The following is a 20,665-nucleotide window of genomic DNA, read 5'->3' as shown; positions in this document are numbered from 1 at the left end:
TGCATCGGCATCGAGCCGTGCAGGTGGCAATGACGCTTCCGAATTCCTCGACACGGAGGAATCTCAATCTGGATCTCGCGGACGCATTTAAGGGCGCTGGCCTGCAAACGGGCCTGGCGCGCTCGTGGTGTTGCTCGTGTACAACGACCTAAGGCCTTGCAGGCGTCTTGTCGCAGCGGTGTTATCTCAATGACGGGCGATCGTAGACGCCTCGCTATGCCACCGCGCTGAGCTCGTCAGCGGAGAAATCCACCAGGAGGATTGCGATTTCGTATCCTCGCCTCTGCAGCCAGTGGGCTACAGTTCGAGCGCGAACACCCAAAAGGTCGTCGATCAGAACCACGCGCGCACCCCGCACCGCGATCGTTCGATAGGCCACGCCCAGAAGTTGGCCGCCTTCCGATGACAGAGTGCCTTCGAGATGCCCGCGTTCGAATTCCTCGGGCGTGCGCACGTCGAGCAGGTAGGTCGTGCGGTTTTCATCTCCGGCCCAGTGGCGGGCAGTGGCAGTGTCGATTTCCCGGAAACGATCATCTCTAGCCAATGCCTGGATGTGTTCCCGAGCAAATTCCAGAGCCTTGTCGGTTGCCGCTCCATAGGTTCGGGTCTTGCCGCTTTCGAGTTCCAGTCCGGCACCGGTCCAGCCCTTCGTGCCGTCATGCAGATAGAAGACCTGATTGGGTACATCCGCGTCGATCAGTGTCTGGGCGCCGAGGATGGCACGCGGCAGGCCAGCGCAGGAGACGACCACCTTGGTTCTTTCCGACGGCACTATATCCTTGAAACGCAACACCAGTTCGGCGCCGGGCACACTAACCGCATTCGGTACATGCTCGCGACTGAATTCGGGAACGGTGCGGGTATCGATAACGATGACATCCTCGTCGCCGTCGCGCAGCCTCTTCAGCTCATCGACCGAAATCACCGGTGTCGATTTTTCCCGTTGCACGGCGAGCGAGAAATCGACGCCGGGAGTGTCGAAAGTCGGCAGGATCTCGTCGCCACCGCTTGCGGTCCATGCCGGAATGCCGCCCTCGAGGGCAAACACATTCGGTCGTCCTGCTGTTCGCAGCTCTTCGACCAGACGTTCGGCCGCGCCGTCACCGCCGTCGGCAAGCACAGTGCGGACAACCGAACGTGGGATGAAGCGTGCGATCTCGCTTGCCACCCGCTCGGTCGGCAGATTGGTTGCAAACAGCGGAGAAGCGTAGCCAACGACGGCCGGATCGCGGATGTCAAGCACAGCCAGCTCTTCACCGTCACCAAGCCAATGACGGAAAACGTCGCCGGAAATCGTTTTGCTGCTCATGACCGGACTCCGTGGGGGCCAACTGACGATGTCGACAAGCTTATGGAGGCGAGCCGTTCTTGCGAAGGCGACGCCATGCGTGGTTTCGGCCAAAACAGGAACGTAATTTGCGAATTGACTAAATCTATAGACAAAATTTCTTATGACGAAATCCAGTGCCGCTCTGGGATGCTTTTACAGCATCCAACAGACGGTCTGCAGCATCATGCCGCATTGAGCTTGATCGAAACCGGCCGCCGAACCACGTCAGGCCGTCACGTGGGCCTCGGCCTATCCTATCGCCTGACCTACGGGTGACTGAACGGCAGGACCAAGACGTTCGCCGGTCGGTGTGCCATCCCGGACCGGTGTGACGCCACGCGGCTTCCGAGGTACGATATTCAGCAGCGCCATCCTCCATAAATGGCGCAATACGTCATGCAAGGCTCCATTTATGGAGCATTCGTGGACATTCCAACGCGGGTGCCGAGGGCGTTGTCGAAGTATCGGTTTGCAGGTCTTGGCAGACCAAGGTGATCCCTGAGTGTCGGCCCTTCATAGTCGGTCCTGAACAGTCCTCTTCGCTGCAGCTCCGGAACGAGGCGTTCAACGACGTCATCGAGGCCCTGAGGAAGGTATGGGAACACGATATTGAACCCGTCAGAGCCGTTGGTGTCTAACCATTCAGCCATTTCGTTGGCGATCGTCTGAGGTGTGCCGACAAATGCGAGGCCGTTGTATCCGCCATATCGCTGTGCAAGCTGTCGCACCGTCAGCTTTTCATCACGCGCGAGTTTCAGCACGTTTGCCTGCCCGGTCTTGCTTGCATTGGTTTCGGGAATATCTGGCAACAGCCCATCCGGGTCAAACCTTGAAGCGTCGTGGCCAAGGGCGATCGACAAGGATGCAATACCGCTCTCATAGTAGACCAGGCTGTCGAGTTTGGCCCGTTTCCCGCGCGCCTCATCAACAGTATCTGCGACGATAACGAAGGCGGCAGGAAGTATTTTCAGATGGTCTGGATTGCGGCCGACGTTACGCATCCGTCCCTTTATGTCGACATAGAGCGCCTGCCCAGCAGCTAGGTCGCGGGGAGCACAGAATACGACCTCGGCAGTTTCCGCAGCCAGTTGACGGCCGGGATCCGACTGTCCTGCCTGTACGATCACCGGCCAGCCCTGCGGCGCTCGTGCAATGTTCAACGGCCCGCGAACACTGAATCCGTCACCCTTGTGATTTAGGATATGCATCCCTGCGGGATCAAAGAACAGGCCGGACTCGACATCGCGTGTGAAGGCATCGTCGGCGAAGCTGTCCCAAAGACCCGTAACGACATCGTAGAATTCCCGCGCACGTTGGTATCGCTCCCCATGCTCGACGTGCTCATCGAGACCGAAATTTAACGCCGCGTCTGGATTGGACGTCGTGACAATGTTCCAACCAGCCCGGCCGCCACTGATATGATCGAGCGAGGAAAATCTCCGGGCCACGTGGTAGGGTTCGTCGAATGTCGTGGAAGCGGTGGCGACAAGTCCGATCCGATTGGTCACAGCGGCAATTGCAGAAAGCAGCGTGAACGGCTCAAAGGACGTCACAGTGTGGCTTCGTTTCAACGCCTCTGTCGGCATGTTGAGAACCGCGAGGTGGTCTGCCATGAAAAAAGCGTCGAATTTCGCGGACTCGAGCTTTTGGGCAAACGACACGAGATGCTTGAAGTTGAAGTTGGCGTCAGGATAGGAGCCAGGATATCGCCATGCGCCCGTATGCAAACTGACGGGCCGCATAAATGCTCCCAGATGCAATTTCCTATTGTTAGCCATCATATCTCGCTTTCAATATTACTTTCGGGTCGCCGCCCTTCCTTCAATCTAGGGAGTGGCGAGGCAAATTTTCAGACCTGCAGAGAGAGGAAAGAGCCCAGCAACTGCTCCGGATCGTCTCTGGTCACATCATGGCGTGAATCGACTGGCCCCGCACAAATGCGCTTGGGCTCGTTCCCGTGAGGTTGCTGAACGCTACGCTAAAGGCCCCGATACTGTTGAAGCCCAATTTGTAGGCCGTCTCCGTCACGCTCTCGCCGTTTCGCAAATGGCCATCGCCTTCGTTCAGCGCCGCCGAAGCTGTTGAAAGCAGATTCTTCATTCCTGCGACAGATGCAATCGCCACGTCACAGGCCAGATGCGCCTACCAGCGGACGCGCAGGCCGATGTGCCCGGCGACCGCCTTGAGGTCGTCGCCACCAAGATTGAACGCATATGACGCGTTGGCATAGAGCCGGGTATTCGCGCTGAGATCGGCCGTGACGCCTGCGCCCAGTTCCAGGGTCGTCGACTCGCGCGGCGTGTTGAAAGGAAATCCGTCAAAGGAAGTAACGTCGGTGGTGCTGAAGCCATGCCACAGATTGGCGAGCGCAAAGGGGGAGACTCTTTTCTCGTCATAGAGATAGTTGCCCTGCAGGCGCATCCCGACGCGTCCCGTGAAGCTGTTGCTGTCGTCGTAGGATATGCTGCCGCCGGGGTCGTAGGTCGTATCGTAGTGCTGATATTGCCAGATGATCTGGCCCTGGGGCTCGAGGTTCCAGTGATCGGAAAGCGCGAGGGGCGTGCCCGTTTCCAGCGAGCCCGTCACCGCGCTGCCGTTGAAATCGGAGTGATAGTCGCCGATGGAGTTCGTCGTCGGATTGAGCCAGGAATGCATCAGTACCGCGTCTATATAGCTGCCGCCGGTCGATGTTCGGGTCCAATAGGCAGCCAGGCTGTAAGCGTTGATCGCGATGTCGCCGACATTGATCGTGTGGCGGTTGAGCGCCTCGGCGTTGACGTCGCCCCATCCGCGCGAGTAGCCGGCGAAGAGGCCGAAGGTGTCGAGAACGTTCTTGCCCTCGTGTTCGTAGATGGGCAGGCCGGCCTGGAAGCCCGACGTGTGCCCGTCATATTGCGCGTCGAGCAGCGTGGGCAGGTCGCGGTCGTAGCTGCCGCCGAAGACACGCGTCCACATGGCGTGGCCAGACTGCTCGTCGGCCATCCACGCCTGCTCGCCGTGGCGATCGTGGAAGGTGCCCATCGTGTCGCGAATGAGGGCTCGCGCCATGCCCGGTACCAACGTCAACAGCGGCACTTCTGGACGAATGGCCGGCCCCGGTTCAAAGGATCCGCCGCTGCCTCCGGATTCACAGTCTTCGTCGCAGCCAGGAAACAGATCAGGCGGGAGGGGCCCCGGGTCCGGGGGGACTGGCTCCGGCGGGACCGGATCAAAGGTGTTGCGCAGATACCAGTTTTGCTGCGTGCCGGCGCTCTGGCCCTTGACGAGCAGATATTCGTAGGGGCCGGCGCTGACACGCTGGCTGAGGTGGAAGGCATCGTCGTTCGTCGTGGCACCATTGAGGGCCTGAACGACGAGGATACCCTGGACGGTCTCATCTCCGGCACCGCCGACATTGGTTACGCGTATTCCGGTCGAACCAGATGCCTTGCCCGCGTCGATCATCAGCTTGTCCGCTGGCGAGCTGTCGTTGCCCAGTGTGCTCTGAAGCCAAAGCTGGCCGGAATTGCCGAGATAGTTTCCGACGATCCTCAGCGAATCGGACGTTGAGTTCGAGCCGGTGGCAAGGTCGATGACGCCGGCATTCGATACGGACACGAGCCGCCCGCCGACCGCAGGCGAGATCGTCGACTGGACGCCGCTTCCATTGAGAACGCTCGTCGCGTCGATTGTCAGCGCACCGGTTCCGGTGCCGGTGTCACCAAGAACCAGATTGTTGTTCATCGTCAGCTTCGAGCCGTTGGTGAGCGCGAAGAGTTCCCAGTTGATGATCCGGTACGGATTGCTTCCCTGGGTATTATCCCAGGCAAGCGCGTCGTTGCCCTGGCCGCCATCGATCCGGATCGTTCTCAGCTGGGTGTCGGTCAGCCCCTGAAACAGCGCCAGGTCGTTGTCGTCACCCATGTCGACGCCGCCGATCAGGCCGCCCGTCCAGAGCATGGTGTCGTTGCCGGTTCCGGCAAGTAGGGAGCTGGTGACTTCCCCGCCATAGAGCTCGAAGCGATCGGTGCCGGCCGACTGGATAATCGACGTGTTGACCCGACCGCCGTACATTCGAAACAGGTCGTTGCCCGCCCGCTGATCCACCGTTCCGTTGATCGTCCCGGGATCGTAGTTGTTGATGGTGTCGTTTCCGGTGCCGAGCAGGGTGTTGCTCTGGATGACGCCGTAGTTGTTGACCAGCGTCTGGCTCGCGCCGTTGATGAAGATGCCGTTGTTGATGAAGGCGTTGGCATTGTTGACGATGGTGGTCGTGCCGTCGCCGTTCACTGTCACGCCGTCGTTCAGGAAGCCGAAATTGGTGATCGTGTTGTTGCTGTTGCCGGTAAAGGAGAAGGTCTGATTGATGAAGGCGTTGTCGTTGTTCGTTACCGAGTAGGTTCCATTGCCGACGATCACCAGGCCTTGGTTGATACTGCGTGAATTCACGAACGTAATGAAGTCGTCATTGATAAGAGTGACGCTTCCCAATCTGCCGGCGCTCGTAACGCCGAGCGTGCCGGTGTTGGAAATGACAAGCGGGCCGTTGAAGTTCGTATCGGAAACAATATTGACGGTAAGAGCGCCAAGGCCGCTGCTGGAAAAGCCACTTGGATTTCCCGTGCAAGTCACCGTCTGGCCGGACGTCGGGATTGCCGGGACGCAATCGGCAAGGGCCGGGTGGGAGAGAAGAAGGACAACAGCGCTCACGCAAAGAGCAAGGAATGCCGTCAAATGGGTAGGCTGGCCGGCCAGCAACCGACACCGTGTACCAACTCTCCCGACGACCATGCCGTGCCCTGCGTTGAGACGTAAGAACAATGACTGATATCACCAGATATACAGGCTGTTGAATTCCGTAGCATCGGATATCGCGCGACGACGGAAATCGGCGAAAGCCTGTCGCATTTCTGCGACACTGTGTCATAGTTGTCTCCACCTCTCCTGGCGTTCACCTCCTCGTCAGACGTCCGGATGGATCCGGTAGAAATATTCCGCGGGGAGCCGCGTCTCGCAACCGTCAAGCCATCGCTGCCTTCGTGCAACGCGCCTGATACCCAGTTCAAGCAACTGACCTTCGCTCAAGTCGGCGATCTCTCCCCGGATTGTCAGGCTACCTCCCCACATGCTCCATTGGGTGGCTAAGGCGCCCAGCCTTGCGAGAGGGCGCAAGAGGCCATTGGGTGTCGCGCATTCAGCCAAGGACTTGCCGATATCGGCCGGGACGCGCCGCGTCTCCGCCATCAGAAACACCGCCAGTACAGAGCACAAAAGGCCAAGGGACCATGGGAGCCCCTGATATCCGATCAGTTGCATCGCCAGTCCGGTCGTCGGCGAACCCACGATGCCGCCAATGCCCCATACGAACGCGAAGGCCGCGTTGCCGGCGATCAGGGCCTGACCGGTGAAACGTTCGCCGAGTTGGATCAGCGACATCGTGTAGATCCCGAACGAGACCCCGCCCCAGACGAAAACGAGCGGCCAGATGAGCCACGAGTGGAAGATCGACGGCAACAGCAGACAGCCGGCAAGCGAAGCCAGGACACAGAACGAAATGGTCCGCGTTGAGCCACACTGTTCGGCTACGCGCCCGAGCAAAATCTGCAGCACGGCATTGCCTGCGATGAAACAGGTGATGAGCGACGTGATGCGCTCCTCGGCGCTGCCGAGCGCAGCGCCATAGACCGCGAACAAGGAAAGCAGGATCTGCTCGAAGGCGGCAGCGGTGAAAACCGCAAACAACAGGAGCGGCGCCAGGGCGAAGAAGCCGCCGACCGATGCTGCCTCGCCCTCATGCGCCATGTCAGGCAGACGCGACACGACCGCAAGCACGATCAGACCGCACAGAAGGAAGGCAACGATGCCGATCACGAAGGGCGGCCAACCCTGTGTGCCGACCAGGCCGAGCGACAGCGGGCCGATGGCGAAACCACCGGAAACGATCGATGAATAGAGCCCCATGGTGCGGGCAAGGCGTGGCGCGGGCGTGATCGTCACGAGCCAGGTCTCGCTTATCACGTAGAGCGGATTGGCGAAGAAGCCGAGCAGAAAGCGCAGCGGCATCCAGGCCCAGACTTCCTGCGTCAAGGCAATCGCGATCAGGGTGAGCGCGGCCAGGAGCGAACACAGGATCGCAAGCCGCGCCCCGCCCAGGCGCCGCGCCAACGCCGGAATGAAGGGCGCAGAGACAATGAAACCCAGCGGCGTCATCGCCGCCGACAAGCCGATCAGGCCGGGCGTCGTCCCCTGCCGCTCCAGGATGAGGCTGAGCAGCGGATAGGTCAGCCCCTGTGCCACGGCGAATACAGTGACGGTAGCGGTGATGCCCGCCATCGCGGCCAAAGGGACCCTATCCTCTCGCGAGGACGTCGTGCTGTGCAGGTGCTGGCGACCTCCTGCGGCGCGCGGAAACTGGTGATCGGGTGTCATTGCAGCATTCGCCTTATGCTTGCCAGAAGGGCTTGGCGATCTCCGCCTCGATCTGCCGTCTTGTCAGACCGATGTCGTCGAATAGATGGAGACTGGTCTTCGACTTTTGCTCAAGTTCCCAGCGAAACTGGATCCGCCAGCGCCAGGTCGCGATGGTGCTCCGAAGCGTCGTCAGGACGGGCGTTCCCGCGCGCTGACTGATGTGGGGCCCGCGAGGTGGAAGGATCGTTCATGGCAGCCTCCATCTGGATGTGAAGGTCCGGGGACCTTCACCTGAAAGAGGATAAATTCTGCAGGATACGAACAGCGGCGTAATTAAGCTTCCCCAAATAGTGCCAAAAACTTCCAAACCGGCTATAGATGCGCCGCATGCAGGGATCGCGCTTTGCCTTTGGTCCGTTCGTGCTTGATTCCGATGCGGGAACGCTACTTCGGGACGATGTCCCCGTTGCCGTCGGCTACCGCGGGGTAAAGCTGCTTGCGGCGCTCCTCGGGCGGCCCGGCGAAATCCTGGGCAAGGCCGAGTTGATGGACGCAGCGTGGCCGGACATGGCCGTCGAGGAAGGCAACCTCACCGTCCAGATTGCGCAGCTGCGGAAGTTGCTCGGTCCGGCCGCCGACGATGGTCAATGGATCGCCACGGTTCCGCGCGTCGGCTACCGCTTCACGGGAGCCATCGAACAGTTCGGTGGCGCGAAGCGAAAACCCTTGCCACTGCCCGGCAAGCCATCGATAGCCGTGCTGCCTTTCGTGAATGTAAGCTACGATCCCGAGCAGGAATCCTTCGCGGATGGGATGACCGAGGACCTCATCACCGACCTGTCCAGGAGCCCCGGCCTGTTCGTCATCGCACGCAACTCGGCCTTTGCCTACAAAGGAAAGGCGATGGATGTGCGCGAGATCGCACAGGACCTTGGTGTGCGCTACCTGCTGGAGGGTAGCGCACGACGCGCCGCAGGGCGCGTGCGCGTCAACGCCCAGCTGGTTGACGCGGTGAGCGGCGATCATCTGTGGGCCGAACGCTTCGATCGCAGCCTTGAAGACATCTTTGCCGTTCAGGACGAGATCACCGGCAAGATCGTGGAGGCATTGCTCGGCCGGCTGCGGGCACCGCTGCCGCGCAATCGGCCTAAAAATCTCGAGGCTTACGATCTCTGCGTACGGGCGCGCAAGCTGATGGATGACTCGCCGCAGACGGCGCGCGAAGCGCATCTGATGCTGACGCGCGCGGTTTCCCTCGATCCTGGATACGCCGACGCCTACCGCTGGCTTGCCATGAACCACTGGATGGGAGGCGTCCATTCGGGCGGACCAACGCAGCCCAGCCGCAATGTTGCATTGCAACTGGCGCGCAAGGCTGTGGCAATCGATCCCAACGATGCTGGCTGTCGCTGGATCCTCGCTTACCTGCTAGCCTATGAGCGCAGCTTCCCCGAGGCGGAGACGGAATTCGCAAGGGCGATCGAGCTCGACCCGAACGAGGCCGACACCTGGGCGGCACTATCCGACATCGCGGTCCTGGCAGGGCGGGTCGAGGAGGGCCTTGAGCACATTCGCAAAGCGTTCCGGCTGAATCCGTTTCCGGCAAGTTGGTATTATCTGACACTCGGCCAGGCTCAATATGCGGCCCGAGATTACGAAGCCGCTGTCGAGACACTGCACAGGGACGAGACTTATCGGACCACCTCACGGCGTTTCCTGGCGGCAAGCCTTGCCCAACTCGGTCGGCTCGACGAGGCGCGCGCCGAGGTCGAGCTGTTTCTCGTCGGCAACCCGCATTTCACAACCCGCCACTGGGCCACGACGGAACCATTCCGTGACGCTGCGACGCTTGAGCATTTCATTGATGGCTACCGCAAGGCCGGTCTTCCGGAGTGAGGCGTCGGCTCGCAAGACGTGAAGGCGCTGCAGCGGATCCGCCACAATTGCCTGCGCCAGCGACCGTCGTTTCTGCCCTTCCCTGGCAGCGAAGTGCTCGGTCGCATCGATGGCGTTGCGCGTTGGCGAACCGGTTCATTTCACGCGTTCGCCAGTATTGTTCCAGGGACCTGCCGGATTTCCGACGAAAGGCGTTTCGCGATATCTTACCTTTCAGGTTCTAAACCGTGAACGCTTCGCGAAAGGCTTCCAGGGCTGCCTCGGGATCGCCAGAGGCAAACGCCTCCATGCCGACCGGCCCCACATAGCCCATCGCCTTCAGGGCGCGCGCGACGCCTTGCCAGTTGATCTCGCCGGTTCCCGGTTCCATACGGCCGGGAACGTCGGCGACCTGGACCTCTCCTATCCATGGAAGGCATTTCCGGCAGAGTTCGATCAGATTACCCTCGCCAATCTGTGCATGATAGAGATCAAGATTTAGCCGCAGGCGCGGATGGTTCACGCTCGAAACGAGAGCAAGCGTGTCTTCGGCGCGGCCGAACGGCACACCCGGATGGTCAACCGGCAGATTCAGGTTTTCGAGCGTAAACGTGACATCTTCTTCTTCGGCCAATTCGACGATACGGCAGAGCGTATCGCGTGCTTTCAACCACATTGACCCCGTGATGACCTCGACCGGCCGGACAGGCAAACCGCCCTCGCCCAATCCTGTTCCATGTAGATTGAGCCGCTGCACATTCAGACGTTTGCCAACCTGCGCCGTTTCGCGTGCGGATTTTAGCAATTGAGCCGCGCCGTCATCGTCAGTGAGCCGACCCTCCAGGTAGCCGTTCATGATGGTAAAGGTCGCACCCGTTGCTTCGAGCTTGGCCAGATCGTGTTCCGGCCAGTTCCAAAGGCCGACACCGAAGCCCAGCCCTTTCAGTCTGCTCGCTCGCCATTCCATCGGATGGTCACGCCAGAGCATCTCGGCGCAGGCGGCTAGTTGGAATGGCGAATTCATGATGATTAAACCTCAAGTCAGAGCGCGCTTCGCCAGTTCGCATAGTTGGGCAAGGCGGTACAATTCAGAATCAAAGGTATCACATCAAAGGTATCACACTGGGCTTCCAGGGAAATGGCCCGGGTGTGCACACGCCGAGCGGAAGGTCGAGTATGCCCGCGGCGGCCTGAAATTCCTCTCATCCCTGACCTAGGGAAATCGTTGGGATCGGCCCTGATTTTCATCCCCACGCTGCATGAGAGGGTCGGCTTCTACCCGATTTCGTCCCGACCGCTTGGCGCAGTAGAGGCCCCGGTCGGCTTTTTCGAGGAGATCCGACAGGTCTTCTGCGCGCGAGGTCGTAAAAGATACGCCGATGCTTCCTGTAAATCGCACGATTGTTCCATCAACGCTTTCCGTTTCAAGCTGCTCGATCTTCCTGCAGAGAAACCGGGCATACTCAAGTGCGTGATCGGCTGACGGCGCATCGTAAACGAGAACAAACTCTTCGCCACCGAATCTCGCTGCGAGCGCGTTCGACAAATCCGGAATGTTGGCTAGAAGAAAGGCAAGCGACTTCAAGCAACGATCACCGGTGGGATGACCAAACCGGTCATTGATCATTTTGAAATGGTCAATGTCGATAAGCAGAACCGCGGGGCCTGCCTCGGGAGAGGCGCGCTGAATGGCAGCGGTCAAGAATTTCTCGAACGTCCGACGATTTGCCAAATCTGTGAGCGGGTCTGTTTCTGCGAGTGCCTGCAACACCACATTCGTGCGTCGAAGCTCGCTGGCGGTGCTTCCGTAAGAAACAATCGCGTCGCCGATCAACGCAAGTTCCTTGAGCACTGGTCGGTTCTTCGCCAGCTCCAATGTCTTGTCATTGCCAACCCGGTCAAGGTTTCTGATTGCCGCGACAATTGGAGCCGCCAGGTGACGACGAGCGAGCATCAACAATACCACGACAAACAGCGCTGGCACGCTGAGAACGACGATCACAAGATTGCGAACAGCGACTGCTCTCTTTTGAATGCCCCCGGCAATGTCGTCGGCAACCAAAGCGGAATTGCCGCTGACCTCCTTACCCATGACATCAATGATCCGCATCGCACTCTCGTAGGCAGTCAGGTCCTTCGTCGACTGGTCGGTTTCAGCGTTCGGTTGCTCTGCGGACTGTTTGGCCAGAACATCCCGCTGACCTTGATGGGCGTTCACGATTACTTTCGCGAGGTTAGCCACCTCACGGGATCCATCAACAAGCGATGGTGCACCCTCAAAGCCGAAACCCTGCGCAAGCGCTTGAATTTGCAATTGGAGTTGGCGTTCCAGGCGTCTGTCCTTGGTGAGAAAGATCGCCCGCACCAGCGACGACAAGCGCTCGACTTTTACGGCATTGCGGGTCTGCGAGAGAATTTGCGGGATTTGGCGTTCGCGAGTGGCAATGGCCTCGTGTTCGATCCGAGTGAGCAAAAGAGCTGCGCCGGCGGCTGCAACCGCAGAATAGATAACCACCACGACCAGCAGAATCCGCCCTGCCGATCGGAGCGAAATTTCGTGGGGCAAAGACAAGCGTGGTTCTTTCAACTTTTTCCCCTAGTAGATACTGAAGGGAAAGTACTGATCGTTGATCTTGTCGTACACGCCGTTGAGCTTGATCTGCTTGAGACCCTCATTCACCTTCAAAACGAGAGCGGTGTTGCCTTTCTTTGCCGTGATGTGTGCGGAGCTTTGAAGGAACTCGCTGGATATGGGATCCCCGACGTAACCATATTCAGAGCCTTCCGGTGTTTGCATGAAGCTCAAAAGCTCGATCGCATCTCCGATCAGCAAGTCAGCCTTCTTTTCCTCCAGCAGCTTTTGTGCCGAGGGCTGATCCTTGGCGAGAACCGTAATACTCTGCTTGTAGGCCTGCTGTGCGTAGTCGGCCTGAATGGTCCCCTTGGCCGCGGCGATGCGCACCCCGGCCAACGCTGCAGGAGCACTGTCGGTAAATCTGTCGGCATCCCCGATCAGCACGGAATGGGACCGATAGTATGGTGATGAAAACTCCATACGCTCGGCGCGCTCCTTGGTGTAGGCCATGCTGGCCACGACCAGGTCGTACTTGTCAGCCTCCAAGCCCTCGATTATTTGATCCCAGGCGACGGTCTGGAACGTGCAATCGGCGTGGAGCTGAGTGCAAAGCGCCTTGGCAATATCGACGTCAAAACCCTTAAGCGTTCCACTATCGTCAACGAAGTTGAATGGTGGATAAGCGCCCTCCGTGGCCACCCGCAGGTGTTCGGTCGAGGACGCGGCAGACGCCGCGATCAGCAAAAAACCTATGGCAAGGATAGTGGATCGCATCGGCGCAGTTCCCCGTTCAAGACCATAATCGCGCCAAATGACTAAGAAAATCCTCAATCAAAATCTCAAAGTCTTGCGATCCTTGAGACTTTGCCGTGGTGATCGTGGCGCACGCGGCTACCCGCGAGCACGTGCTTGGGGAAGTGGAGCGAACTCGGTAGCAAGCAGGTGGTTCGGCTCTGCGACGTGTGACACCGCAACCGTGGCGGCTGATCCATAAGCTCCGGTTGGCGCCAGCGGGATTACGGCAGCGTATAACCGGCAGATGTGAAGAGACGATACCATTCCTGCCGAGAGAGCGAGACATCCGAACCAGCCGCCGAGCCCTTCACGCGTTCTGGATTGGTCGTGCCGAGCACAGTTTGAATGTTCGCTGGATGGCGTGCGATCCAGGACAATGCGATCGCAGAGGGCGAGACCCCGTATTTCGCCGCCAGTTCGTCGAGCACAAGGTTCAATTCCGGGAAATTCTCCCGGTCGCCAATGAAGACGCCACCGAAGAAGCCCCGCTGGAATGGAGACCAGGCTTGCAGGGTCATGTTGTGGAGACGGCTGTAATTGATGAGCTCGCCATCTCGATCCACCGATTGATCAAAGTTCGCCATGTTTGCGGCAACACCAAACGCGATTGAGGGTGCATGGGCAACGCTCAGCTGTATCTGGTTTGCAACAAGGGGGCGGCTCACGGCGGTTTTTAGAAGCTGAACCTGCCCGGGTGTGTGGTTGGATACGCCAAAATGCCGGACCTTGCCCGCGTTGTGTAACGTCTCAAACGCTTCTGCGACCTCCTCCGGTTCGACCAGCGCATCGGGTCGATGCAGGAGCAGGACATCGAGATATTCGGTCTTGAGCGCCGTCAGAGACGCGTCCACACGCTCTAAGATGTGCTCCTTTGAAAAGTCAAAGAAGCCCGGCCGAATCCCGACCTTGCTCTGCACCACGATCTCGTCACGCTCCGAGGCGGACATGCTGATCGCAGCGCCAAAACGCGCCTCGCACAGGTGTGGCTCACCCCCGTAGATATCGGCGTGATCGAAAACGTTGATACCGCTTTCTCGCGCCGCTCTGTAAAGCGATCTGATATGACCATCTTCCAACGTGGCGATGCGCATCAGGCCGAGAATGACGCTCGAGACTTGAATTCCGGATCTGGCGAGCTCGAAGGTCTTCATGTTTGGCTGCTCCAATACAGGCGGCATTGCGAGATTGCCGAACGCATCGGTTTCGATTCGGCGCCTGCAAGATAACCCAAAGGCACCCGGGAACAAGAACTGCAGCTTGGACTGGACCACGCAGAATGGCCAGCGGCGCGCGACCAGCGCCCTGTAGCCGCGGCCTCTGACGTGTGACCTGCCACCAACTTCTGGCCGACCCTCCAAATTGACGAATTGCTGCCAGGCTCGTCATGTCGTTTGCTGGCTGGCATGAAGTCCGGGGGGAAATAGATGAGCTGGATCAGCCAAACCTGTCCTGTATGTATGGGAAAATGCGGCGAAGCATTGCCGAGGATCGGTGACCAACGCGAGATCAGCTGTTCCGACTGCGGCCGATACCGCATTACAGGAACGGCAGAGATCAGTCTCCAAAACGAAGCCGTGCCCGCGCGTCGCGCCCTCCTTCGCCAAGCCGCCGCCATCGCGGCGAGGAGCGCTGATGTGCCGCTGATTGCGGGCTCACTTCGAGACCATTGACAAGGCGTCCCTCAACGGTTCTGCGCACCGCTGACTTGTGGCAACCCGCTTCCGATGCGGGGCAAAAGATCAGCCGCAACCGGATCCCACCCGTTGTATCAGGATGTTCTGATCTGTCACAACATACACAAAGCCAGCCCTTTGTCGCGCAGCGGCCTATCTGGTCCTCTACTGCTGATGCGACAAGTCGTTGATCAGGCTGCTGGGATGGGCGTCGACGCCCCTCCACAACACCAGTCGATGCAATCGTATGGCCGCTTTCCTCGTTACAGCCTTCACCAGGCGGCGAGCAAGATTGCCACATACAAACAGATCCCCAATATCACCGCCTTCACCAGGCGGCGAGCAAGATTGCCACATACAAACAGATCCCCAATATCACCAGCAGTCCGGGCCTAAGCATCAAGACCTCCTGAACGACCGCTTCCCCCCTTTGTGGGAAGCATGGCCATCTTCCAAAGCAGACATAGTACCGTTTGCGGCACGCCCGACTAGGGACACAGTGATCCAAGGCAGTCCTGCCGTGATCCAAGGCAGTCCTGCGTCGAGAACGCGATCCCACTTGACTGGCGCCCGATCATCAGAGCCCGGACAGGAAGCGGATCAAGTCCCGCCCGATCGGGTGTTGTGATCGCTCTTGCCTTCCATCTGCTCCCAAAGACGCTCCTTGCGCGACTTGGGCTTCAGCCGGTGGAATGTTCGATCAAGAAAGCGAAGGAAGCGCGTTACATGCATCAACCGATCAACGACTGAACTCAAATTTTCAAGGCGCTCGGAAAGCACCTCATTTGCCGTCAAGGCGATTTCAGCCGGCGAATATTCGGGAAAATGCGCAGCAAGGTCGGCGTAGGGATTGGTCAGCCCACTCTCGCTGATGTCAATCTTCCCGCTGCGATAGAGCAGGCGTAGGAGCACCCGTTCGAATGTCCAGTCGTGGACGTCGAAGACTTTGTAGCGCTCGCCGCGCTTCGACGAGAAACCCGCCAGCGTTATCTTCGCACCAAGGTCCAGTTTGGTGAGCCAATAGCACAATGCAAAGCCCGTCGTCGGGATCTTGGCGCGCGGATAAAAGGGAGCGAACAGTTCCTCCAGGTCCACGTGCCTGACTTTGACATCGCCAAAAGCAGACGCAGGACTGAACCGCTCGTTGTTTCCAATCGTTAGATTAAGAACGCCCAGAAAGCTGCTCGGTTCGAAATACTGGAGAACCTTGGGCACCTTGCCACTTTTCACAAGGTTTGCCCCGAGCGTTCCACTTCGCGAGACGAGAAGCGACTTGCGCCTGAACGGCTGGTGCAAAACCTTGTAAACCTTGTTGAAGAAGATGAAGAGCGTTGTCTCAGGGAAGCGGGACATCAGCTCATCGATGTCAACGTCCTCACTGTTTGCGACCAACACGAAATCGCTATATCCCAGAAAGAACGACCTCCATTCCTCGGAACGAATGTTCGACGCTGTCGTATCCATCGTATCATGCACCCTATTGTCGGCCTTCTCATCTTCGAAACGACGCTGTTCGCACATTGTCGACTATCGATTCCAGCAACCTATCCCTTTACTTGCCAGATTTCGAGGCTCTTTCAAATTCCTGCTGAGGATGACTATCTCGATTCGATTGCTCGGTGAGCAGGATGAATCTCCCTGTTTTTACAGCCAGTCCACTGGAGTTGACACACGAATGCTGCCTCTCAAGAGGCCGCACCACGACAAGCGGCATGGCGCGTGTCAGTCACGGTCATCTGCTCTTGATTTGATCAGCCGAGCGGGCCGGCGTAGACGCCGAAAGGAACCGTTTTCCTTTGACGACACTGTTGGCGCCTGACGCAACCGTGGCCAACATGACAACCGACAAGCACCTTTGCGCCCGCGCCGATCCAGACCTCGTCTTCAATGATCACAGGCATTTTCTTGATGCCCTGATGCCTGATCTGAACCGTTGGATCATCGTAGGCGTGTTCGAAGAAGGCAATAACGACACGGGCGGCGATTCGGACGTTGTTGCCGACTGCGATGCCACCATGCCCCAGCAGGATCGCATAATCATTGATCCAGACATCATTTCCTATTTTGATGTCACCGCTCTGCGCGTCAATCACGATGCCACAGCGGGTCCAGATACGGTCACCGATCTCGATTGTGCCCTGCTCCCACCGGAACCGCGGCCCTTTTCCCGATCCTTAAAGATCCGCCTGAGAAAAAACGAGCGGATCTTGACCAGAACTCCAAGGTTCACGCGTCATACCGGTGAGAAATGAGGATCAATCTCAAGCGCTTTGTCCAGCCAAACCTGCGCGTATTCGACGTCTTGCCAGTTGTGAAACCAAGGACCACCGTTGGTATAGTGGACACCCTTCGGAAAGCCGGCCGTTGGCTTTTCGCTCCAGCCCTCAAGCCAGTTCCATTCTTCAGGTATCTGGCCGATCTCACTGTCGGCGGCCCATTGGAGACGATGCAGAAACGCGCCGGTTTGAGCGTTGATGAGTTCAGGGGTCAGAGCGCGCGTGGATGGATGCCCGCAATTGAAGAGCATGAACGACGACCAGTTTTTTCTTGGGTAGGTGGTTTGCACCTTGCCGTCCATTTTGACGCCTTCCTTCGGAACGTAGTCGTGATGGACGCAGCACACCGCCTTTGATTCGTCTTGAAAAGCAACGAGATCTGCGACGTCGCCAAAGAACAAGAAATCACAATCGCAAAACAGGGCCCAGCCTTTGTAACCCGCAAGCCAAGGCGTAAAAAAGCGCGAGTAGGTGAATTCCGTCGAGGCCAGCGGATCGACCGCACGGGTGTAAACACCCTGGTCGACCAGCTCTTGCAGTTTGATCGGATGTACGTCGACATCGATCGAGGCATTTTCGAGCAAGGTTGTTTTGGCGACCTCGTACGCAATATCTTCGCGGGAATCCCATCCAATATAGACTGACAAATCTGCCATCAACCACGTCTCCTCGTTGCCGCCACCTGAGCTCAATCCTGGCAATTTGGACGGATGGATGCTTGACTGTCAATACGCTACTTTAGCAATGTCACTCAACCATAGATTGGCACCCGTGGGGCAGCGGCAGTCTCCGGGCCGGAAAGCTGATGGGCATGGACAAGTCCGCCCCAATCATCGTCTGTTGACATCCCGCCGGCTGTCATATCCCTTGTCGACAAGGGAGATCGGACCATGTTTGACCACATATCGATCGGCGTTGCCGATCTTGACCGTTCGCAGGCCTTCTACGACGCTGCCCTTGCTGCGCTTGGATATGAGAGGCTGTCCAAATCGGAACGGGTCTTGGGCTATGGCCCTGAAAGGGTCGCTTTCTGGGTTGCACAAGCCTCGCGGCCGGTCGTTCCGGATATGGACTCCGGGCTGCATTTTTGCTTTGTCGCCCCCAGCGAGGACGCTGTGAGGGAATTCCACGCCAAGGGACTTGCCGCCGGCGGAAGCGACAATGGATCGCCGGGTGTGCGACCGGAGTACGGACAAACCTATTATGCAGCCTTCGTCATAGACCCGGACGGATACAGGCTCGAAGCCTATTTCAGGATGCCGGACTGAACCTCGGCACCTTGCTCAAGAAAGCCTCCCGCAATGCCCCAGATACCCGCGTCATTTGACAGGCCTTACGCCGCGTTCCTGTTCGATATGGATGGGACGATCCTTAACTCTCTTGCTTCGGCCGAACGGGTTTGGGGCAGATGGGCAGAGCGGCAGGGGCTGGATGTTGATCAATTTCTTCCGACCATGCACGGTTCGCGTGGCATCGACACTATTGCCCGCCTCGGGTTGCCGGGTGTTGACCCCGAGCGCGAGGCCGCAGCGATAACCGAGGCGGAAATTGACGACGTCGAGGGCGTTGTCGCATTGCCGGGCGCGCGGGCCTTCCTGGCCGCCCTCCCCCCGGAGCGATGGACCATTGTTACGTCATCGCCCTTGCGCCTCGCTCGGCGTCGACTGGAGGCTGCGGGTTTGCCCGTCCCAACCTTGATGGTCACGGCCGAGGATGTTGCAATCGGCAAGCCTGATCCAGGCTGTTACATTCTCGCAGCGGAGCGTTTGGGCGCACATCCAAGCGCGTGCCTTGTCTTTGAAGACGTTCAGGCGGGTATTCTGGCCGGCGAAGCGGCGGGCGCGGATGTGATGGTCGTCACCGCCGCACAGCATCATGAAATCGAGACCCCCCACCCGACATTGTCGTCCTACCATGACATCAAGCCCATCGTCTTTCGCGACGGAACCGTTGGAGTGACACGCGTTTAGAGCCGAGAAGCACGCGCGCTGCCATCGTGGATTTCCTGGTGTTTCCCGCCTGGCATCGTACTCCTAAATTCAATGCGCGAAGCCGAATCGCGCGCAGTGCTGCAGTTTCAGGCCGGAGGACAGCTTTTGGCGAAGAATTTCGATTTCATCATCGCCGGCGGCGGATCGGCGGCATCCGTCACTGCGATGAGACTGGTGCGCGATTTCGGGTTCTCCGTTCTCATGATCGAGCGCGGGCCACGCCAGACCGCCCGTTTGATGAATTTCCCCGCCGGCTACATGAAATATCTCGCCCGCGACGACTTTTTGGAAATGCATCACACGGTGCCCCAGCCGCAACTCGGCGGCCGTGGCCCGATCGTTCCAGTCGCCAGGGCCCTTGGCGGCGGCAGTGCCGTCAATGCCATGGTCTACATGCGCGGCCAGAAGGAAGACTACGACGGCTGGGCAACTCATCTCGGCAGCAACACCGAATGGTCCTACGCCGACCTGCTTCCGCATTTCAAAAACGTCGAGGCCAACACTCGCTTCAACAACGAGTATCACGGCATATCGGGCAATCTGCGTATTTCAGAGCCGCGCCACATCTCGGATACGACCGAGGACTTCATCCTCGCAGCACAGGGGCTCGGCCATCCCTACAATCCGGATTTCAACGGCGCCAGACAAAACGGCGTCGGCCTCATGCAGCATACATTCGGGACGTGGGGCGGCCGGACAGCGCGCTCGGATGCGAAGAAGGCTTTCCTCGATCCGCTTGCCGACGACAAGCGACTGGAGATCGTAACCGACGCACGCGTCGATCGCATCCTGATCGAAAACGGCCGCGCCGTCGGCTTGATCTACAAGAGGAACGGCGAAAATCACACGGTGCATGCCGGTCGCGAGGTTCTTGTGGCCTCGGGAACCTACAATAGCGCCAAGCTGATGATGTTATCCGGTCTCGGTCCGGCCGATCACCTGCGCGAGCACGGCATTGAGGTTCACGCCGATCTTCCAGGTGCAGGCGCCAACCTGCAGGATCACCACGAGGTTCCAGTGATCGCGACCACGAGGGCCAAATCCGGCTATTTCGGCGAGGACAAGGGTTGGCCGATGATCCGTAACGGCCTGCAGTATCTGCTCTTCAATTCCGGTCCAGTGACAACGACGGGCATCGAGGCCTGCCTGTTCTACGACCCAGACGGTGGCGAGCGACCGACGATCCAGCTCTACTGCGCGCCGATCGTCTATCTCGATCGTGATGTCTCTTCCGCAAAACCGACCCATGGCGTTACCTTCACCTCGTGCCTGCTGCGGCCCAAGGCTCGCGGGAGCGTCAGGCTCCGCTCGGCAGACCCCGCCGCCCAACCCGTGATCGATTGCAATTTCTTCGGAGACCCCGATGATCTTCGCCTGACGCTCGCTTCGTTGAAGACCGCAAGAGCGCTCCTTGAGACGGAACCGTTCAAATCGAAGATCGACGTCGAGCTCCTGCCCGGCAAGAGCCTCCAGGACGAAGACGCACTGGCCAGGTTCGCCGGCCAGACAGTCAAGACGAACTACCATCCTTCAGGCAGCCTGCGGATGGGGGCCGACGCCGATCCGATGGCGGTCGTCGATCCGCGATTGCGGGTGCGCGGCATCGAAGGACTGCGCGTCATCGACTGCTCAATCATCCCTTTCATCCCCTCAGGCAATACGAACGCACCCGCCATGGCCATCGGATCCAAGGCCGCGGAATTGATAGGCGCCGATCACCGGTTAGCCTCGGCGCCTCGCTCCGGGAGTTGACAGGCTCT

Annotated in this window: 17 protein-coding genes; 5 read left to right on the top strand and 12 right to left on the bottom strand. The window is 58.9% G+C overall.

What is annotated here, in order from left to right; all coding sequences use genetic code 11:
* Positions 1 to 214 precede the first annotated feature (214 nt).
* From AC1D2R_RS22145 to AC1D2R_RS22120, 6 genes are all read right to left on the bottom strand, one after another.
* Positions 215 to 1,309: a rhodanese-like domain-containing protein gene (locus AC1D2R_RS22145; protein ID WP_477970501.1), complete on the bottom strand. Its 1,095-nt coding sequence runs from the start codon at positions 1,307 to 1,309 to the stop codon at positions 215 to 217.
* 431 nt (positions 1,310 to 1,740) lie between these two features.
* Positions 1,741 to 3,108 (bottom strand): LLM class flavin-dependent oxidoreductase, encoded by a 1,368-nt coding sequence (locus AC1D2R_RS22140; protein WP_477970499.1) that lies wholly within the window; start codon positions 3,106 to 3,108, stop codon positions 1,741 to 1,743.
* 124 nt (positions 3,109 to 3,232) lie between these two features.
* Positions 3,233 to 3,430, bottom strand: a complete 198-nt coding sequence (locus AC1D2R_RS22135; protein WP_477970497.1) for a helix-turn-helix domain-containing protein — start codon at positions 3,428 to 3,430, stop codon at positions 3,233 to 3,235.
* A 42-nt stretch (positions 3,431 to 3,472) separates the two neighbouring features.
* Positions 3,473 to 6,019, bottom strand: coding sequence for an autotransporter family protein (locus AC1D2R_RS22130; RefSeq protein WP_477970495.1), 2,547 nt, complete (start codon positions 6,017 to 6,019; stop codon positions 3,473 to 3,475).
* A 252-nt stretch (positions 6,020 to 6,271) separates the two neighbouring features.
* Positions 6,272 to 7,738 carry an MFS transporter gene (locus AC1D2R_RS22125; protein WP_477970493.1) on the bottom strand — a complete coding sequence of 489 codons (1,467 nt, stop codon included), beginning with the start codon at positions 7,736 to 7,738 and terminating at the stop codon, positions 6,272 to 6,274.
* Between the two features lie 13 nt (positions 7,739 to 7,751).
* The gene (locus tag AC1D2R_RS22120) at positions 7,752 to 7,964 is read right to left on the bottom strand and encodes a DUF1127 domain-containing protein (protein ID WP_477970607.1); all 213 of its coding nucleotides are present in this window, start codon (positions 7,962 to 7,964) and stop codon (positions 7,752 to 7,754) included.
* Positions 7,965 to 8,107: 143 nt separating this feature from the next.
* Between AC1D2R_RS22120 and AC1D2R_RS22115 the strand changes: the two genes are divergently transcribed.
* Entirely contained in the window at positions 8,108 to 9,616 is a 1,509-nt protein-coding gene (locus AC1D2R_RS22115; RefSeq protein WP_477970491.1) for a winged helix-turn-helix domain-containing tetratricopeptide repeat protein, read from the top strand.
* 220 nt (positions 9,617 to 9,836) lie between these two features.
* On the opposite strand, the gene AC1D2R_RS22110 is transcribed toward AC1D2R_RS22115, so the two are convergent.
* From AC1D2R_RS22110 to AC1D2R_RS22090, 5 genes are all read right to left on the bottom strand, one after another.
* Positions 9,837 to 10,619, bottom strand: coding sequence for a TIM barrel protein (locus AC1D2R_RS22110; RefSeq protein WP_477970489.1), 783 nt, complete (start codon positions 10,617 to 10,619; stop codon positions 9,837 to 9,839).
* A gap of 189 nt (positions 10,620 to 10,808) precedes the next feature.
* Positions 10,809 to 12,182, bottom strand: coding sequence for a GGDEF domain-containing protein (locus AC1D2R_RS22105; protein WP_477970487.1), 1,374 nt, complete (start codon positions 12,180 to 12,182; stop codon positions 10,809 to 10,811).
* A gap of 9 nt (positions 12,183 to 12,191) precedes the next feature.
* Positions 12,192 to 12,944 (bottom strand): transporter substrate-binding domain-containing protein, encoded by a 753-nt coding sequence (locus AC1D2R_RS22100; RefSeq protein ID WP_477970485.1) that lies wholly within the window; start codon positions 12,942 to 12,944, stop codon positions 12,192 to 12,194.
* Positions 12,945 to 13,186: 242 nt separating this feature from the next.
* The gene (locus tag AC1D2R_RS22095; protein ID WP_477970483.1) at positions 13,187 to 14,116 is read right to left on the bottom strand and encodes an aldo/keto reductase; all 930 of its coding nucleotides are present in this window, start codon (positions 14,114 to 14,116) and stop codon (positions 13,187 to 13,189) included.
* A gap of 1,122 nt (positions 14,117 to 15,238) precedes the next feature.
* Positions 15,239 to 16,159 carry a 3-deoxy-manno-octulosonate cytidylyltransferase gene (locus AC1D2R_RS22090; RefSeq protein ID WP_477970481.1) on the bottom strand — a complete coding sequence of 307 codons (921 nt, stop codon included), beginning with the start codon at positions 16,157 to 16,159 and terminating at the stop codon, positions 15,239 to 15,241.
* A 314-nt stretch (positions 16,160 to 16,473) separates the two neighbouring features.
* Here AC1D2R_RS22090 and AC1D2R_RS22085 point away from each other — a divergent pair, with 314 nt between their 5' ends.
* Positions 16,474 to 16,890, top strand: coding sequence for a hypothetical protein (locus AC1D2R_RS22085; RefSeq protein ID WP_477970479.1), 417 nt, complete (start codon positions 16,474 to 16,476; stop codon positions 16,888 to 16,890).
* On the opposite strand, the gene AC1D2R_RS22080 is transcribed toward AC1D2R_RS22085, so the two are convergent.
* The gene (locus tag AC1D2R_RS22080) at positions 16,872 to 17,570 is read right to left on the bottom strand and encodes a glycosyltransferase (protein ID WP_477970477.1); all 699 of its coding nucleotides are present in this window, start codon (positions 17,568 to 17,570) and stop codon (positions 16,872 to 16,874) included. The two genes, AC1D2R_RS22085 and AC1D2R_RS22080, sit on opposite strands and share 19 nt — an antisense overlap.
* A 234-nt stretch (positions 17,571 to 17,804) precedes the next feature.
* Between AC1D2R_RS22080 and AC1D2R_RS22075 the strand changes: the two genes are divergently transcribed.
* The 3 genes from AC1D2R_RS22075 to AC1D2R_RS22065 all read left to right on the top strand — a co-directional run bounded on the left by AC1D2R_RS22075 (position 17,805) and on the right by AC1D2R_RS22065 (position 20,657).
* On the top strand, positions 17,805 to 18,182 hold the full coding sequence (locus AC1D2R_RS22075; RefSeq protein ID WP_477970476.1) for a VOC family protein: 378 nt from the start codon (positions 17,805 to 17,807) through the stop codon (positions 18,180 to 18,182).
* Between the two features lie 33 nt (positions 18,183 to 18,215).
* On the top strand, positions 18,216 to 18,884 hold the full coding sequence (locus tag AC1D2R_RS22070; protein WP_477970474.1) for an HAD-IA family hydrolase: 669 nt from the start codon (positions 18,216 to 18,218) through the stop codon (positions 18,882 to 18,884).
* Positions 18,885 to 18,956: 72 nt separating this feature from the next.
* Positions 18,957 to 20,657 (top strand): GMC family oxidoreductase, encoded by a 1,701-nt coding sequence (locus AC1D2R_RS22065; RefSeq protein WP_477970472.1) that lies wholly within the window; start codon positions 18,957 to 18,959, stop codon positions 20,655 to 20,657.
* The last annotated feature ends 8 nt before the right edge of the window (positions 20,658 to 20,665 follow it).

The organism is Rhizobium sp. P1_C7, assembly GCF_056406295.1.
The sequence above is the reverse complement of the archived record's forward strand: the minus strand, read 5'-3'. Positions and strand labels throughout refer to the sequence as shown.

Coding starts and splice junctions, on each gene's coding strand:
- AC1D2R_RS22085 (WP_477970479.1), top strand. CDS start 16,474: ATGACAACCGACAAGCACCTTTGCGCCCGCGCCGATCCAGACCTCGTC.
- AC1D2R_RS22065 (WP_477970472.1), top strand. CDS start 18,957: ATGCGCGAAGCCGAATCGCGCGCAGTGCTGCAGTTTCAGGCCGGAGGA.
- AC1D2R_RS22115 (WP_477970491.1), top strand. CDS start 8,108: ATGCAGGGATCGCGCTTTGCCTTTGGTCCGTTCGTGCTTGATTCCGAT.
- AC1D2R_RS22095 (WP_477970483.1), bottom strand. CDS start 14,116: ATGAAGACCTTCGAGCTCGCCAGATCCGGAATTCAAGTCTCGAGCGTC.
- AC1D2R_RS22140 (WP_477970499.1), bottom strand. CDS start 3,108: ATGGCTAACAATAGGAAATTGCATCTGGGAGCATTTATGCGGCCCGTC.
- AC1D2R_RS22145 (WP_477970501.1), bottom strand. CDS start 1,309: ATGAGCAGCAAAACGATTTCCGGCGACGTTTTCCGTCATTGGCTTGGT.
- AC1D2R_RS22125 (WP_477970493.1), bottom strand. CDS start 7,738: ATGACACCCGATCACCAGTTTCCGCGCGCCGCAGGAGGTCGCCAGCAC.
- AC1D2R_RS22110 (WP_477970489.1), bottom strand. CDS start 10,619: ATGAATTCGCCATTCCAACTAGCCGCCTGCGCCGAGATGCTCTGGCGT.
- AC1D2R_RS22070 (WP_477970474.1), top strand. CDS start 18,216: ATGCCCCAGATACCCGCGTCATTTGACAGGCCTTACGCCGCGTTCCTG.
- AC1D2R_RS22080 (WP_477970477.1), bottom strand. CDS start 17,570: ATGGCAGATTTGTCAGTCTATATTGGATGGGATTCCCGCGAAGATATT.
- AC1D2R_RS22100 (WP_477970485.1), bottom strand. CDS start 12,944: ATGCGATCCACTATCCTTGCCATAGGTTTTTTGCTGATCGCGGCGTCT.
- AC1D2R_RS22090 (WP_477970481.1), bottom strand. CDS start 16,159: ATGTGCGAACAGCGTCGTTTCGAAGATGAGAAGGCCGACAATAGGGTG.
- AC1D2R_RS22135 (WP_477970497.1), bottom strand. CDS start 3,430: ATGAAGAATCTGCTTTCAACAGCTTCGGCGGCGCTGAACGAAGGCGAT.
- AC1D2R_RS22075 (WP_477970476.1), top strand. CDS start 17,805: ATGTTTGACCACATATCGATCGGCGTTGCCGATCTTGACCGTTCGCAG.